The 14,278-nt window shown below is 63.4% G+C and carries 10 protein-coding genes; 5 read left to right on the forward strand and 5 right to left on the reverse strand.

Features of this window, described 5'->3' with window-relative positions:
- Positions 1–630: 630 nt before the first annotated feature.
- The 4 genes from G4G31_RS23470 to aceE all read right to left on the reverse strand — a co-directional run bounded on the left by G4G31_RS23470 (position 631) and on the right by aceE (position 7,630).
- Positions 631–1,110 (reverse strand): DUF5063 domain-containing protein, encoded by a 480-nt coding sequence (locus tag G4G31_RS23470; protein ID WP_182989604.1) that lies wholly within the window; start codon positions 1,108–1,110, stop codon positions 631–633.
- Positions 1,111–1,582: 472 nt separating this feature from the next.
- A complete protein-coding gene (gene lpdA / locus G4G31_RS23475) occupies positions 1,583–3,463 on the reverse strand; it encodes a dihydrolipoyl dehydrogenase (RefSeq protein ID WP_182989605.1) in 1,881 nt (626 codons plus the stop codon).
- A 12-nt stretch (positions 3,464–3,475) separates the two neighbouring features.
- A complete protein-coding gene (aceF, locus tag G4G31_RS23480) occupies positions 3,476–4,813 on the reverse strand; it encodes a dihydrolipoyllysine-residue acetyltransferase (protein ID WP_182989606.1) in 1,338 nt (445 codons plus the stop codon).
- A gap of 123 nt (positions 4,814–4,936) precedes the next feature.
- The gene (aceE, locus tag G4G31_RS23485; RefSeq protein WP_182989607.1) at positions 4,937–7,630 is read right to left on the reverse strand and encodes a pyruvate dehydrogenase (acetyl-transferring), homodimeric type; all 2,694 of its coding nucleotides are present in this window, start codon (positions 7,628–7,630) and stop codon (positions 4,937–4,939) included.
- A gap of 386 nt (positions 7,631–8,016) precedes the next feature.
- On the opposite strand from aceE, the gene folD reads away from it, so the two are divergent.
- From folD to G4G31_RS23510, 5 genes are all read left to right on the forward strand, one after another.
- Positions 8,017–8,925 (forward strand): bifunctional methylenetetrahydrofolate dehydrogenase/methenyltetrahydrofolate cyclohydrolase FolD, encoded by a 909-nt coding sequence (folD, locus tag G4G31_RS23490; RefSeq protein ID WP_182989608.1) that lies wholly within the window; start codon positions 8,017–8,019, stop codon positions 8,923–8,925.
- 138 nt (positions 8,926–9,063) lie between these two features.
- Positions 9,064–11,151: a M3 family metallopeptidase gene (locus G4G31_RS23495; protein ID WP_182989609.1), complete on the forward strand. Its 2,088-nt coding sequence runs from the start codon at positions 9,064–9,066 to the stop codon at positions 11,149–11,151.
- A gap of 95 nt (positions 11,152–11,246) precedes the next feature.
- Entirely contained in the window at positions 11,247–11,672 is a 426-nt protein-coding gene (locus tag G4G31_RS23500; RefSeq protein WP_182989610.1) for a DNA polymerase III subunit chi, read from the forward strand.
- Between the two features lie 32 nt (positions 11,673–11,704).
- Positions 11,705–12,382, forward strand: coding sequence for a hypothetical protein (locus tag G4G31_RS23505; protein ID WP_182989611.1), 678 nt, complete (start codon positions 11,705–11,707; stop codon positions 12,380–12,382).
- Between the two features lie 284 nt (positions 12,383–12,666).
- Positions 12,667–13,800 carry a branched-chain amino acid ABC transporter substrate-binding protein gene (locus G4G31_RS23510; RefSeq protein ID WP_182989612.1) on the forward strand — a complete coding sequence of 378 codons (1,134 nt, stop codon included), beginning with the start codon at positions 12,667–12,669 and terminating at the stop codon, positions 13,798–13,800.
- Between the two features lie 98 nt (positions 13,801–13,898).
- Here G4G31_RS23510 and G4G31_RS23515 read toward each other — a convergent pair whose 3' ends face one another.
- Entirely contained in the window at positions 13,899–14,207 is a 309-nt protein-coding gene (locus G4G31_RS23515; RefSeq protein WP_182989613.1) for a c-type cytochrome, read from the reverse strand.
- Between the last annotated feature and the right edge of the window lie 71 nt (positions 14,208–14,278).

Consider the following 14,278-nt stretch of genomic DNA (forward strand, 5'->3'; position numbering starts at 1 on the left):
CCTATGCATGCCGCACGGCTGTCGCTCCATTGAATCAGCATTCCGAAAACAAGGGCGCAGAGAGCGCCACCGATAGACCCAAGCTGAAGAACAATTGCCATATAGCACGACAATTGTTACGCTCTTCGCGCTGCCGGCTGCGGTATGCGGGGCGCTTGCGGCGAAGAAACGTGAGACAAGGGAAAGGGCAAGCCGCCACAGGCACGCTTTCCGGCCTGCCCCCCTGAACCCTGGACGAAAAAATACCGGAACCTCACGGCCCCAGCTTCGGTCCTTCCAGCAACGACGCCAATCAGCGCGTGCGCGGCGGCGGCAAATTTCGCACTACTGGGGTCACACTACTGGGGTCGGTCACACTACTGGGGTCAGGTCTGACAAACGGACACGAGCTCTGCCGTCAAACGCCAGCAATCATGAACAGCGTCGGGGTCAGGTCTGGCATATGGACACAAGCTCCGCATTCGAAGCGCCAAGGGATGGTTTATGGCTGAGCTCGTGTCCGAATGTCAGACCTGACCCCAGCCCTGCGCAGGCGGGCCCTTCCTCGCACGACGAATGAAGACGATGGATTTCGACAAGCCGGGCTCGTGTCCGAATGTCAGACCTAACCCTGGCTTTCGTTTCCAGGGACTAGTCTGGCCATCTGTTCCGTGCGAGCCAATAATGGATGACGCCCAAGGCATTCACGGCGTGTTCGCCCCAATGCGTATCGAACGACTCCTGCCAGACAGCGACGCCGGCCTCGCGATGGCCGTCGTCGAACACCAGCAACCCCTCCTTCAGGTCGCGCCAGATATCCGCAAGATCGTCTGCCAGATCGCCTAGCGCAGCCTCTCCGGCGGGCACCTCCAAGGGGTCGCAGACGCTACCGTAATAACCGACGGGTAGCGTGCCGAATCGCTTGAACACGATCGACCATTCCTCGTGGGAGAGCGGCCGCTCGACCCATTCGCATTCGCAGCGCGGCAGGTCCACCGCCATGGCATAGAGTACAGAGAGATGACGCCGTGCGGCCAGCATCTCCGACTTGGGCGTCCCCAAAGGTGACGCGTCCTGCGCCCAGTCGCACAACTGGCGCACCGCGAGGGTGAAGTCATCAAGTGTTGGCATATATGGGTAGGCACTTCAGCGGTAGGCTCTTCAGCCTAGAGGGTCATACGGTGGGTCACATACGGTGGGGTCACACATACGGTGGGGTCACACACATACGGTGGGGTCACACATACGGTGGGGTCAGGTCTGACAAACGGACACGAGCTCTGCATTCGTTTGGTTTTATTAAGTGCATTGCATACAAACTTGATCAGATTACGCGCATGCTGTTGCCCACATGCAGCCAGGAATAAAGGCGACGATGAAGTGCGCAACGCAAGACCAGACACCAATCAAGGCGATCTGCAGGAATTTCGTCCCCCATCGATTTGGCAAATAACCCGCCATCAGGACGATTGATATACGCAGTCTACGAGCTTATTGTTTCGATAACAAGGCGGAGCGTTCTCCTCAATGACCAATTTGCCGAGCCTATAAAAAAACCGGAACCTCACGGTCCCGGTTTCGTCGCTACCTATCCCGGCAAGAATCAGCGCTTGCGCGGCGGCGGCAAGTCCGTGCAGACGCCTTCGTAGGCTTCCGCCGCCATGCCGATCGACTCGCCCAGCGTCGGGTGCGGGTGGATCGTCTTGCCGATGTCGACGCCATCGGCGCCCATTTCGATGGCCAGCGCGATTTCGCCGATCATGTCGCCGGCATTCGTGCCGACAATCGTCCCGCCGATGATGCGGTGGGTCTCGGCGTCGAAGAGCAGCTTGGTGAAGCCTTCGTCGCGGCCGTTGGCGACCGCGCGGCCGCTGGCGTTCCACGGGAAATGGCCCTTCTCGACCTTGATGCCCTTCTGCTTGGCTTCGTCCTCGGTCAGGCCGGCCCACGCCACTTCCGGATCGGTGTAGGCCACCGACGGAATCACTTTCGCGTCAAAATAAGCCTTCTCGCCATGCGCCGCTTCCGCCGCCACGTGCGCTTCGTGCACTGCCTTGTGCGCCAGCATCGGCTGGCCGACCAGGTCGCCGATAGCGAAGATGTGCGGCACGTTGGTGCGCATCTGGCCGTCCACGCCGATGAAGCCGCGGTCGGTCACGGCCACGCCGGCCTTGTCCGCGGCGATCTTCTTGCCATTCGGGCTGCGGCCGACGGCGACGAGCACCAGGTCGTACAGCTGCGGTTCCGGTGCGGCAACGCCCGCCTCGGCCGATTCGAACGTCACGCGAATGCCTTCAGGGAGGGCTTCCACGCCGACGGTCTTCGTCTTGAGCATGATGTTGTCGAAGCGGTGGGCGTTGTACTTCTGCCAGACTTTCACCGCCTCGCGGTCGGCGCCCTGCATCAGGCCATCCATCATTTCGACGACGTCGATGCGCGCACCGAGGGTGCTGTAGACGGTCGCCATCTCCAGGCCGATGATGCCGCCGCCGATGACCAGCATCTTCTTCGGCACCTGGCGCAGTTCGAGCGCGCCGGTGGAGTCGACGATGCGCGGGTCTTCCGGCACGAAGGGCAGCTTCACGACCGAGGAACCGGCGGCGATGATCGCCTTGGCGAACTTCACGACCTTCTTCGCGCCATCCGGGCTTGTTACTTCGATGTGGTTCGGGCTAAGGAACTGGCCCACGCCCTGCACGATATTGACCTTGCGCGCCTTGGCCATGAAGGCGAGACCCCCGGTCATCTTCTTGATGACGCCGTCCTTGTAGCCGCGCAGCTTGTCGATGTCGATCTCGGGCGCGGCGAAGGTCACGCCATTGGCCGCCATGTGCGCGGTCTCGTCGATGATGTGCGCCATGTGCAGCAGCGCTTTCGACGGGATGCAACCGACGTTCAGGCAGACGCCGCCCAGGGTCGCGTACTTCTCGACCAGCACGGTATTCATGCCCAGGTCGGCGGCGCGGAAGGCGGCCGAGTAGCCGCCAGGGCCGGCGCCGAGCACCATCATTTCGCATTCGATGTCGACCTGGCCGCTGTAGCTGGCGGCGTTCGGTGCCGGCACGGCGTTCGGCGCGGCGGCGTCGGCTTTGTGGGCCGGCGCGTAGGAATCCGTCGGGCCGGCGGCGGCGGTCGGCGCGACGGCCTGGGTGCCGATCTGCGCATCCGGCTTGGACGACGCGGCAGGAGCAGCAGCCGGAGCAGCAGGCGCAGCGCCTGCGCCCGCACCAGCGGAATCGGCGTGCGCCGATTCCTCCAGCATCAAGAGCAGCGACCCTTCATTGACCTTGTCGCCAACCTTGACCGACAGCTCCTTGACCACGCCCGCATGGGTCGACGGAATCTCCATCGAGGCTTTATCGGACTCCACGGTGACGAGCGACTGGTCGACCTTGATCGTGTCGCCCGGTTTCACCATCAGCTCGATGATTTCGACATCCTTGAAGTCGCCGATGTTCGGGACCTTTACTTCAACAGTACTCATGCTCGGCGCTCCTTACAGAAGGGTCTTGCGCAGGTCGGCCAGCACTTCGGCCAGGTAGGCGGCGAAGCGTGCGGCACCGGCACCGTCGATGACGCGGTGGTCGTAGGACAGCGACAGCGGCAGCATCAGGCGCGGCTGGAAGGCCGAGCCATCCCACACCGGCTTCATGGCCGACTTCGACAGGCCGAGGATCGCCACTTCCGGCGCATTGATGATCGGCGTGAAGGCCGTGCCGCCAATGCCGCCCAGCGAGGAGATGGTGAAGGTCGCGCCCTGCATGTTCGCCGGGCTCAATTTGCCGTCGCGTGCCTGCGCCGAGAGTTCGCCCATTTCGGTGGCTATCTGCGACACCGTCTTCTTGTCGGCATCCTTCACCACCGGCACCACCAGGCCGTTCGGCGTGTCGGCCGCGAAGCCGATGTTGTAGTACTGCTTCAGGATCAGGTTCGCGCCGGTCTCGTCGATCGAGGCATTGAACTGCGGGTATTTTTTCAGTGCCGCGACCGAGGCCTTGATGACGAAGGCAAGCATGGTCAGTTTGACCGTCGACTTCTGCTTGGCCAGCGCCGCGTTCGAATCGACGCGGAACTGTTCGAGGTCCGTCACGTCCGCTTCGTCGAACTGCGTCACGTGCGGGATCATCACCCAGTTGCGGTGCAGGTTCGGGCCGCTGATCTTCTTGATGCGCGACAGCGGCAGCAGCTCGGTCGGGCCGAACCTCGAGAAGTCGAGCGACGGCCATGGCAGCAAGTCCAGGCCGACGCCGGAACCGCCCTTGGCAGGTGTTGCAGCGGTCGGGCCGGCAGCCATCACGCCCTTGACGAAGTTCTGCACGTCGAGCTGGGTGATGCGGTTCTTCGGGCCGGTGCCGGGCACGCGCGACAGGTCGACGCCGAGTTCGCGCGCGAACTTGCGGATCGATGGGGAGGCGTGGGCTTTCGATGCGTCGCCGGCTGGGGCAGCGGCCGGAGCGGGCGCAGGCGCAGGCGCAGGTGCAGGTGCAGGCGCGGCAGCCGGCGCAGGAGCGGCAGCTGGTGCGGGGGCTGCAACTGGTGCAGCGGCGGCCGGTGCAGCCGCTTCAGCAGCAGGCGCAGGCGCGGCAGTGGCACCTTCAGCCTCCTCGAGCAGCAGCACGATCGACCCTTCGGCAACCTTGTCGCCGACCTTGATCTTCAATTCCTTGACGACGCCGGCGTGGCTGGACGGGATCTCCATGCTCGCCTTGTCCGATTCGACCGTCACGAGCGACTGGTCGACCTTGATCGTGTCGCCCGGCTTCACCATCAGTTCGATGACTTCGACTTCCTTGAAGTCGCCGATATCCGGGACTTTGACTTCCACAATGCTCATAGTGTTAGCTCCATTATTATTCGTTGGCCTGGGATGGCACACCGCTCCTGCAGGTCCGAGGGCTCCCCGTCAGGGGCACCCTCGGGAGAAAAGGAGCGGCGGCTTCTTCTATCACCAGAGCATTTACACGTGTACCGGATTCGGCTTGTTCGGATCGATGCCGTACTTCTCGATGGCTTGTGCCACGACGCCCATGTCGATCTTGCCTTCGTCAGCCAGTGCGCGCAGGGCCGCAACCGTCACGTAGTAGCGGTTCACCTCGAAGAACTCGCGCAGCTTGGCGCGCGAATCCGAGCGGCCGAAGCCGTCGGTGCCGAGCACTTTATAGGTGCGGTCTTTCGGCATGTAGGCGCGGATCTGCTCGGCGAACATGCGCATGTAGTCGGTGGTGGCGACGATCGGGCCAGTCGACTCCTGCAGCAGCGAGGTGACATATGGCACGCGCTGCTCGGCGGTCGGGTTGACCATGTTCCAGCGGTCGCAATCCTGGCCGTCGCGCGCCAGCAGCGACAGCGACGGTGCCGACCAGATATCGGCGGCCACGCCCCAGTCGTTCTGCAGCAGTTCGGCGGCAAAGATCGATTCGCGCAGGATGGTGCCCGAGCCGATCAGCTGGACGCGATTCTGGGCCTCGCCACCTTGCTGGAACAGGTACATGCCCTTCAGGATGCCCTCTTCCTGGCCCGGCTTCAGGCCCGGCTGCTCGTAGTTCTCGTTCATGATGGTGATGTAGTAGAACACGTCTTCCTGTTCTTGCACCATGCGACGCAGGCCGTCCTGGATGATCACCGCCACCTCGTGGCCGAAGGTCGGGTCGTAGGGCAGGCAGTTCGGGATGGTCGCCGCGATGATGTGGCTGTGGCCATCCTCGTGCTGCAGGCCTTCGCCGTTCAGGGTCGTGCGGCCGGCGGTGCCGCCCATCAGGAAGCCGCGCGCGCGGATGTCGCCCGCCAGCCAGACCAGGTCGCCCACGCGCTGCATCCCGAACATCGAGTAGAAGGTGTAGAACGGGATCATCGTGCGGTTGTTGGTCGAGTACGAGGTCGCCGCGGCGATCCACGAGCTCATGCCGCCCGCTTCGTTGATGCCTTCCTGGAGGATCTGGCCGGCCTTGTCCTCGCGGTAGTACATGACCTGGTCTTTATCGACCGGTTCATACAGCTGGCCCTGCTGGTTGAAGATGCCGATCTGGCGGAACAGGCCTTCCATGCCGAAGGTACGCGATTCGTCGACCAGGATCGGCACGATGCGCTGGCCCAGGCTCTGGTCTTTCAGCAGGCTCGTGATCACGCGCACATAGGCTTGCGTGGTCGAGATTTCGCGGCCAGGCGCGGTCGGCTCGAGCACGGCCTTGAACGATTCGAGCGGCGGCACGACGAGCTGCTCGTCGGCCTTCTCGCGGCGCTGCGGCAGGTAGCCACCCAGGGCCTTGCGGCGCTCGTGCAGGTACTTCATTTCCGGCGAATCGTCGGACGGCTTGAAGAACGGGATCTCGGCCAGCTTGTCGTCCGGGATAGGGATGGCGAAGCGGTCGCGCATTTCGCGGATGGCCTCGTCATCGAGCTTCTTGGTCTGGTGCGCGGTGTTGCGCGCCTCGCCCGACTTGCCCATGCCGAAGCCCTTGACGGTTTTTACCAGCAGGACGGTCGGCGTGCCCTTGTTTTCCTGGGCGTTCTTGAAGGCGGCGTAGATCTTGTGCGGATCGTGGCCGCCGCGGGTCAGGCGCCAGATGTCGTCGTCGGTCATGTTGGCCACCATCTTCAGCAATTCAGGATGCTTGCCGAAGAAGTGCTTGCGCACGTAGGCGCCGTCTTTCGCCTTGTAGTTCTGGTATTCGCCGTCGACGGTTTCCATCATCACGCGCTGCAGGATGCCGTCCTTGTCTTTCGCGAGCAGGGCATCCCAGCCCGGGCCCCAGATGACTTTGACCACGTTCCAGCCGGCGCCGCGGAAGTCCGCTTCCAGTTCCTGGATGATCTTGCCGTTGCCGCGCACCGGACCGTCCAGGCGCTGCAGGTTGCAGTTGACGACCATGACCAGGTTGTCGAGCTGCTCGCGCGCGGCCATGCCGATCGCGCCCATCGATTCCGGCTCGTCCATCTCGCCGTCGCCGCAGAAGACCCAGACCTTGCGGTTGGCCGTGTCGGCGATGCCGCGCGCGTGCAGGTACTTCAGGAAACGCGCCTGGTAAATCGCCATCAGGGGTCCGAGACCCATCGAGACGGTCGGGAACTGCCAGAAGTCCGGCATCAGTTTCGGGTGCGGATACGAGGACAAGCCCTTGCCGTCGACTTCGCGGCGGAAGTTCAGCAGCTGCTCTTCGCTCAAGCGGCCTTCGAGGAAGGCGCGCGCATAGATGCCGGGCGAAGAATGGCCCTGGATGTAGAGCAGGTCGCCGCCGTGGTCTTCGGTCGGGGCGTGCCAGAAGTGGTTGAAGCCGATGCCCAGCATGTTCGCCAGCGAAGCGAAGGACGAGATGTGGCCGCCCAGGTCGCCGTCGGCGCGGTTGGCCTTGACCACCATCGCCATCGCGTTCCAGCGCATCCACGAGCGCAGGCGCTCTTCGTATTCGAGGTTGCCGGGGCAGTGCTCTTCCAGGTGCGCCGGAATGGTGTTGACGTAGGCGGTGTTGCTGGAGAACGGGATATGGGCGCCGCGGCGGCGCGCCAGGTCGACCAGGCGCTCCATCAGGTAGTGGGCGCGATCGGTACCTTCGTTTTCGATAACCGCCTCGAGCGCCTCGAGCCATTCCTTTGTTTCGAGAACGTCCGGGTCATTGGCGGCCTGGGCCGTCAACTGATCGAGTTGAGCTGACATTGATGCGTCTCCTTGGTTGGTGCCCCACCCCGATCCCCAGATCGCCGGCGGCGGATTTGTGATGAAATTCTGAAAATAAGCCATGGGATTCTACCAGTGCCATCTGGCTTTTTCAAATTACGATATATCGTTTCATTATGTGGAATCCAGTAGGATGGAGTCCTGACTCCACGCGGTATGCACCGCTCCAAAATCGCATCGCATGCACCGAATGCGGATGCGGCATACCGCCGGGCTTGCACGCGACGTACCGCGTGGAGTCGGGACTCCACCCTGCAAACCCAACCATCTGTCTATCGTCAAATATGACAACGAAGCGCCGAGGGCGGCGCGCGATACCCGTGGGGGCCGTATAATTTCATTTTTGTCCAGTGATGAGCCCCACCATGCCAGCCCAACCCATCGACGGAGTCCAACTTTCCCAACAATTGCGTGCCGAAATCGCCCAGCGCGCGGCCACGCTCACCGCCGCCGGCGTGCAGCCGGGCCTGGCCGTGATCCTGGTCGGCGAAGACCCGGCCAGCCAGGTCTACGTCCGCAACAAGGTCAAGGCCTGCGGCGACGTCGGGTTTCATTCGGTACTGGAAAAATACGATGCCGACCTGACCGAAAGCGCCTTGCTGGCGCGCATCGAAGCGCTGAACGAGGACCCGTCCATCCACGGCATCCTGGTGCAGATGCCCCTGCCGCGTCATATCAACCCTTCGAAGGTCATCGAGGCAATCGCCACGAACAAGGACGTCGATGGCTACTCGGTGCTGTCGGCCGGCGAACTGGTCGCCAACCTGCCGGGCTTCCGCCCTTGCACGCCCTACGGCTGCATGAAGCTGATCGAAAGCACGGGTGTTGATTTGCGCGGCAAGCATGCGGTGGTCATCGGACGCTCGAACACGGTCGGCAAACCAATGGCGCTGCTGCTCTTGCAAGCCAACGCCACCGTGACCATATGCCATAGCGCGACCCCGGACCTGGGCTACCACACCCGCCAGGCCGACGTGATCGTCGCCGCCGTCGGCCGCCGCAATACCGTCACCGCCGACATGGTCAAGCCGGGCGCGATCGTGATCGACGTCGGCATGAACCGCGACGATGCCGGCAAGCTCTGCGGCGACGTCGATTTCGCCGGCGTGGTTGAGGTGGCCTCGCACATCACGCCGGTGCCGGGCGGCGTCGGCCCGATGACGATTACCATGCTGTTGATGAACACCGTCGAGTCCGCCGAGCGCGTGCTCGGCAAGCGCCAGGAGCGGCTCGCCCCGGTTGCGGGGATGGATCCGAAGCCAGGCACCGCATAAGGTAACCTCGCAAACCTACTGCGCGTTGCACTGCCGGCTTGCGATGCTCGCTGTACTCTCGTACAGCTGCGCTTCTCAGCCAACATTGCTGCCGCTCGCTACGGTTTTCGAGGTCACCGAACATTTGAAAGGAGCACCATGAATATTGAAACCAGTAACCCCCTCCTCGATTTCTCAGGCCTGCCGCGTTTCGATGCGTTCCGTCCGGAACACGTCACGCCGGCCATCGAGCAACTGATCAAGGAAGCCGCCGCCGTGGTGGCGGAGCTCGAAGCACCGAGCGACAACGTAACCTGGGACAATTTCGTGGTGCCCCTCGAGGAAGCGACCGAGCGCCTGGGCCGTGCCTGGGGCATCGTCAACCACCTGAACCACGTGGCCGACACGCCCGAGCTGCGCGCGGTCTACAACGAGAACCAGCCGAAAGTCACCGAGTTCTGGACCACGCTGGGCCAGAACGAAGTGCTGTTCGACAAGTACAAGGCCATCCGCGCCGGTGCCGAATACGACACGCTGAGCCCGGCACGCAAGCGCATCGTCGAGAACGCCCTGCGCGACTTCCGCCTGGGCGGCGCCGAGCTGCCGGACGACAAGAAGGAACGCTTCGGCGAAATCCAGGAGCAGCACGCCGCGATTTCCACCCGCTTCTCGCAGAACGTGCTCGACGCCACCAACGACTACAAGCTGGTAGTCGAAGACGAGGCTGACCTGGCCGGCATCCCGGACGACGTGAAAGCCGCCGCGCGCGCCGCCGCCGAGAAGGACGGCAAGACCGGCTACCAGTTCACCCTGCACTTCCCTTCCTACTTCCCGCTGCTGCAGTTCGCCGACAAGCGGTCCTTGCGCGAAACGATCTACCGCGCCAGCGCCACCAAGGCCTCCGAGATGGGCACCGTCTTTTCCGAACTGGAGAAATGGGACAACACGGCGAACATCGCCCAGCTGTTAGCACTGCGCAATGAAGAAGCCCGCCTGCTCGACTACCGCAATTTCGCCGAAGTGTCGCTGGTGCCGAAGATGGCCGAGAGTCCCGAGCATGTGATCGGTTTCCTGGAAGACCTGGCCAAGCGTGCCCGTCCGTTCGCCGAGAAAGACCTGGCGGAATTGCGTGCCTTTGCCAAGGACGAGCTCGGTATCGAGGACATGCAGGCCTGGGATGTCGCCTACGCTTCGGAAAAACTGCGCGAGAAGCGCTATGCCTTCTCGGCCCAGGAAGTGAAGGAATACTTCCCGGAGCACAAGGTGATCGAAGGCCTGTTCAAGGTCGTGCGCTCGCTGTTCTCGGTCGAGATCAAGCCGGACACCGCCCCGGTCTGGCATCCGGACGTGCGCTTTTACCGCATCGAACGCGACGGCGAGCTGGTCGGCCAGTTCTATTTCGACCTGTACGCCCGTGCCGGCAAGAATCAGGGTGCATGGATGGACGATGCGCGCGGACGCCGCCTGACGACCGGCGGCATCCTGCAAACCCCGATCGCCTACCTCACCTGCAATTTCACGCCGCCGGCATTGAAGGATGGGCAATTGCAGCCATCGCTGTTCACCCACGACGAAGTGACGACCCTGTTCCACGAGTTCGGCCACGGCCTGCACCACATGCTGACCGAAGTCGAGGAATTGTCGGTCTCGGGCATCTCGGGCGTGGAATGGGATGCGGTCGAGCTGCCGTCCCAGTTCATGGAAAACTTCTGCTGGGAATGGGACGTGCTGCAGGGCATGACGGCGCACGTGAAGACGGGCGAGCCGCTGCCGCGCGCGCTGTACGACAAGATGCTGGCGGCGAAAAACTTCCAGTCGGGCATGCAGACGCTGCGCCAGGTCGAGTTTTCCCTGATCGACATGCACCTGCATTACGATTTCGACCCGCAAGGCGACAAGACCGTGCAGGAGGTGATCGACGATGTGCGCAGCAAGTTCTCGGTGATGATCCCGCCGGCTTTCAACCGCTTCCAGCATTCCTTCGGCCACATCTTTGCTGGCGGCTATGCGGCCGGCTACTACAGCTACAAGTGGGCCGAGGTGCTGTCGGCGGACGCGTATGCGGCCTTCGAGGAAGCCCTGGAGGCCGGCGGCGGCGAGCACACGCTCGAGACCGGGCGCCGCTTCCAGCGCGAGATTTTGGCGGTGGGCGGCTCGCGTCCGGCGCTGGAATCCTTCAAAGCCTTCCGTGGCCGCGAACCGTCGATCGACGCCCTGCTGCGCCATAACGGGATGAACGCAGCCTGAGTCCTGGCGGGTGAACCATGGCGCCGGCGGAAAGTTCGCCGGCGCGTATCGATGCAGGTTGACCGGATGGCGGCGCGCCGTCGTACAATCTCGTCATGACCCGAGTCGACTTCCACACCAATATCCCCGACAAGCTGCAATACGCCTGCCGCCTGGCACGCAAGGCCTATGCGGCGCGCGCCAAGGTCGTGCTGCTGGCGGAAAACGCGGCCCAGGCCGCGGCGCTGAACGAGGCGCTCTGGACCCTGTCCGACACCGACTTCCTGCCGCACGTGCTGGCGAGCGACCCGCTGGCCGCGGAAACACCGATCGTCATCACCGACAACGAAGACGTGCCGCTGCCCCACCACGACATGCTGGTGAACCTCACCCAGCGTACCCCAAGCACCTTCGCCCAGTTCGCGCGCGTGTTCGAAATCATCTCCAGCGACGAGCAGGACGCCGCCGCCGGCCGCCAGCGCTACGTCGCCTACAAAAAGGGAGCCTATCCCCTGACCCACTTCGTCGCAGGACAATCATGAGCCAGAAGCCAGCCTTCGATAGCAGCATTCCCGTGTTGACTCAAGTTGTGCTGGAACCCCTCGACCCGGTGCCGGTCCTCGATGAGCGGATCGATCCCGTGCCTGTCCTCGACGACCGGATCGACCTTGCATCCTTGATGGCGCCCGCTGTCCCGGCAAGCACGGCGCCGGCTGCCGTGCCCACGGTGGAAGCGCCAGTGGAGCTGCTGGCGGAGCCGCTGGTAGAGCCCGTAGTGGAGCCGATAGTGGAGCCGATAGTGGAGCCGATAGTGGAGCCGCTGGTGGAGCCGCTGGTGGAGCCGGTAGTGGAGCGACTGGTAGAACCGGTAGTGGAGCCGCTGGGAGAGCAGCTGGCGGAGCCGCACATGGTATCCGTGGCGGATCCGGCAATCGCACCCGCGCCGGACTCGGGAACGCTGGCAGAGCTGTCCATGCCCCTGCCTGCGCCTCTACCCGAACCTGCGGCTGAGCTGCCTCAGGCGTCGCCGCCGGCGGCGCCGGCAGCCACCACTCAGCCCACCGACGCCGACTGGGATGCCATCGAAGAACGCATCGTCGCGCGCGTGGTGGCACAGCTGCAGCCCCAGCTCGATGCCGTCGTGCGCGGTGCGCTGGCCTCGGCTGCCGACCAGATCCATATCGGCTTGCGCCAGGCCGTCGAGCAGGTGGTGGCGCAGCAGGTGGCCGCCAACCAGTTCGGGCAAAAATAGCACGGAACAGGCGGCGCGCAGCCGTCCGCATCACGCATCGGCGGGCGCACCGGAAGGCCGCCGCGACTGCACTGCCCCTGCGTGCCTGGCTGCGCGCGCGGCAGTTTGCCATGCATGCCGCGTCGCCGCCGCGCACGAGCGGCCAGGCTGTGTCCCGCTGCCGACATCCGCATTTTTCTGCTTCTCCCCCTCCCTGATTTGTTGTACCTTTTGCTCTGCATAAATGACAGCAAGCGCTCGCTGGTGTGTTGTTGGGCGCTCCCCATCCCATTCCTGGAGAATGTATGCGCACCAAGCTGATTTCCCTCGCGCTCGCGATGCTGTTCGCGGCCCATGCCAGCGCCCAGCAAGTCGTCCGGATCGGCCATGTCGGCCCGGTCTCCGGCCCGAATTCGCACCTCGGCAAGGACAACGAGAACGCGGCCCGCATGGCCATCGACGAGCTCAATGCGAAAGGCTTCGCCATCAACGGCCAGAAGCTGACGCTGCAATTGCTCGCCGAGGACGACGGCTCCGATCCGAAACAGGGCACGGCAGTGGCGCAAAAGCTGGTCGACGCCAGGGTCAAGGGCATCGTCGGCCACCTCAATTCCGGCACTACTGTCCCGGCCTCGAAGATTTACCACGACGCAGGCATCGTGCAGATTTCGCCGGCGACCACCGCTACCCAGTACACCAAGCAGCGTTTCCCGGGGGCCTTCCGCGTGGTGGCGAATGATGCCAAGCTCGGCGGTACGCTGGGCAAGTATGCGATCGATACCCTGAAGGTGAAGAACATCGCCGTCATCGACGACCGCACCACCTACGGCCAGGGCGTCGCCACGGAATTCCTGAAGGGGGCCAAGGGCCAGGGCGTGCGCATCGTCGGCAAGGAATTCACCAGCGCCACCGCTTCCGACTTCACGGCGATCCTGACCTCGCTCCGCGCGAAAAAGCCGGACCTGATCTTCTTTGGCGGCATGGATTCCGTGGCCGGCCCGATGCTCAAGCAAATGAAGGCGCTCGGCATCGATACCCTGTTCATGGGCGGCGACGGCATCTGTACCGAAGCGCTGGGACGCCTGGCCGGTCCGGCGCTGGGAGAAGGCAAGGTCATCTGCGCCGAAGCGGGCGGTGTGAAAGGGGCAGAGCAGGAAAAGACGATGAGCGACTTCCGCGCCCGCTTCAAGCAAAAGACCGGGCAGGACGTGCAACTGTACGCGCCCTATGTGTACGACGCGGTGATGGTAATGGCGGCAGCGATGCAGGCGGCCAATTCTGCCGATCCGGCCAAGTATCTGCCGGAGCTGAAGAAGATCAAGTACCGCGGTGTGACCGGCGACATCCAGTTCGACGCGAATGGCGACATCAATAACGGCGCCCTCACCCTGTTCACCTTCCGGGGCGGCAAGCGCACCAGGATCGACGTGATTCGTTGAGACCCCGGTAGCCCGGCCGGTATGCGCGGCCGGCAAACAAAAAGCGCGCCTGGCTGACGCCGGCGCGCTTCTTCATGCGAGCGGTGCTTGCGTGCCGCTTATTTGGTCGCCAGCACCCATTTCACCAGGCTGCGCGCTTCGGCTTCGTTCACCTGCGAATTGGCCGGCATCGGGACCGGGCCCCAGGTACCGACGCCGCCTTTCATGACTTTCTGGACCAGCTTGTCTTCCGCGCCCTTCTGGCCGGCATACTTGGCAGCGACGTCCTTGTAGGCGGGACCGACCAACTTGTTCGCTACGGCGTGGCAAGCCATGCAATTCTTCGCCTTTGCCAGGTCGGCTTGCGCGAATGCGCTCGAGGATGCCAGGACCGACAACACAGCACACAAGATCAGGGACCGTTTCATCTAACTCTCCAGTAGTAATGATCCCATTCTACCCCGTTTCCGGGCGCTGACTGCCCACCGTCACACTCTGT

Origin of the sequence: Massilia sp. Se16.2.3, assembly GCF_014171595.1 — a bacterium.
Lineage (GTDB): Bacteria > Pseudomonadota > Gammaproteobacteria > Burkholderiales > Burkholderiaceae_D > Telluria.

Coding starts and splice junctions, on each gene's coding strand:
- folD (WP_182989608.1), top strand. CDS start 8,017: ATGCCAGCCCAACCCATCGACGGAGTCCAACTTTCCCAACAATTGCGT.
- aceE (WP_182989607.1), bottom strand. CDS start 7,630: ATGTCAGCTCAACTCGATCAGTTGACGGCCCAGGCCGCCAATGACCCG.
- G4G31_RS23510 (WP_182989612.1), top strand. CDS start 12,667: ATGCGCACCAAGCTGATTTCCCTCGCGCTCGCGATGCTGTTCGCGGCC.
- G4G31_RS23470 (WP_182989604.1), bottom strand. CDS start 1,110: ATGCCAACACTTGATGACTTCACCCTCGCGGTGCGCCAGTTGTGCGAC.
- G4G31_RS23495 (WP_182989609.1), top strand. CDS start 9,064: ATGAATATTGAAACCAGTAACCCCCTCCTCGATTTCTCAGGCCTGCCG.
- aceF (WP_182989606.1), bottom strand. CDS start 4,813: ATGAGCATTGTGGAAGTCAAAGTCCCGGATATCGGCGACTTCAAGGAA.
- G4G31_RS23500 (WP_182989610.1), top strand. CDS start 11,247: ATGACCCGAGTCGACTTCCACACCAATATCCCCGACAAGCTGCAATAC.
- G4G31_RS23515 (WP_182989613.1), bottom strand. CDS start 14,207: ATGAAACGGTCCCTGATCTTGTGTGCTGTGTTGTCGGTCCTGGCATCC.
- lpdA (WP_182989605.1), bottom strand. CDS start 3,463: ATGAGTACTGTTGAAGTAAAGGTCCCGAACATCGGCGACTTCAAGGAT.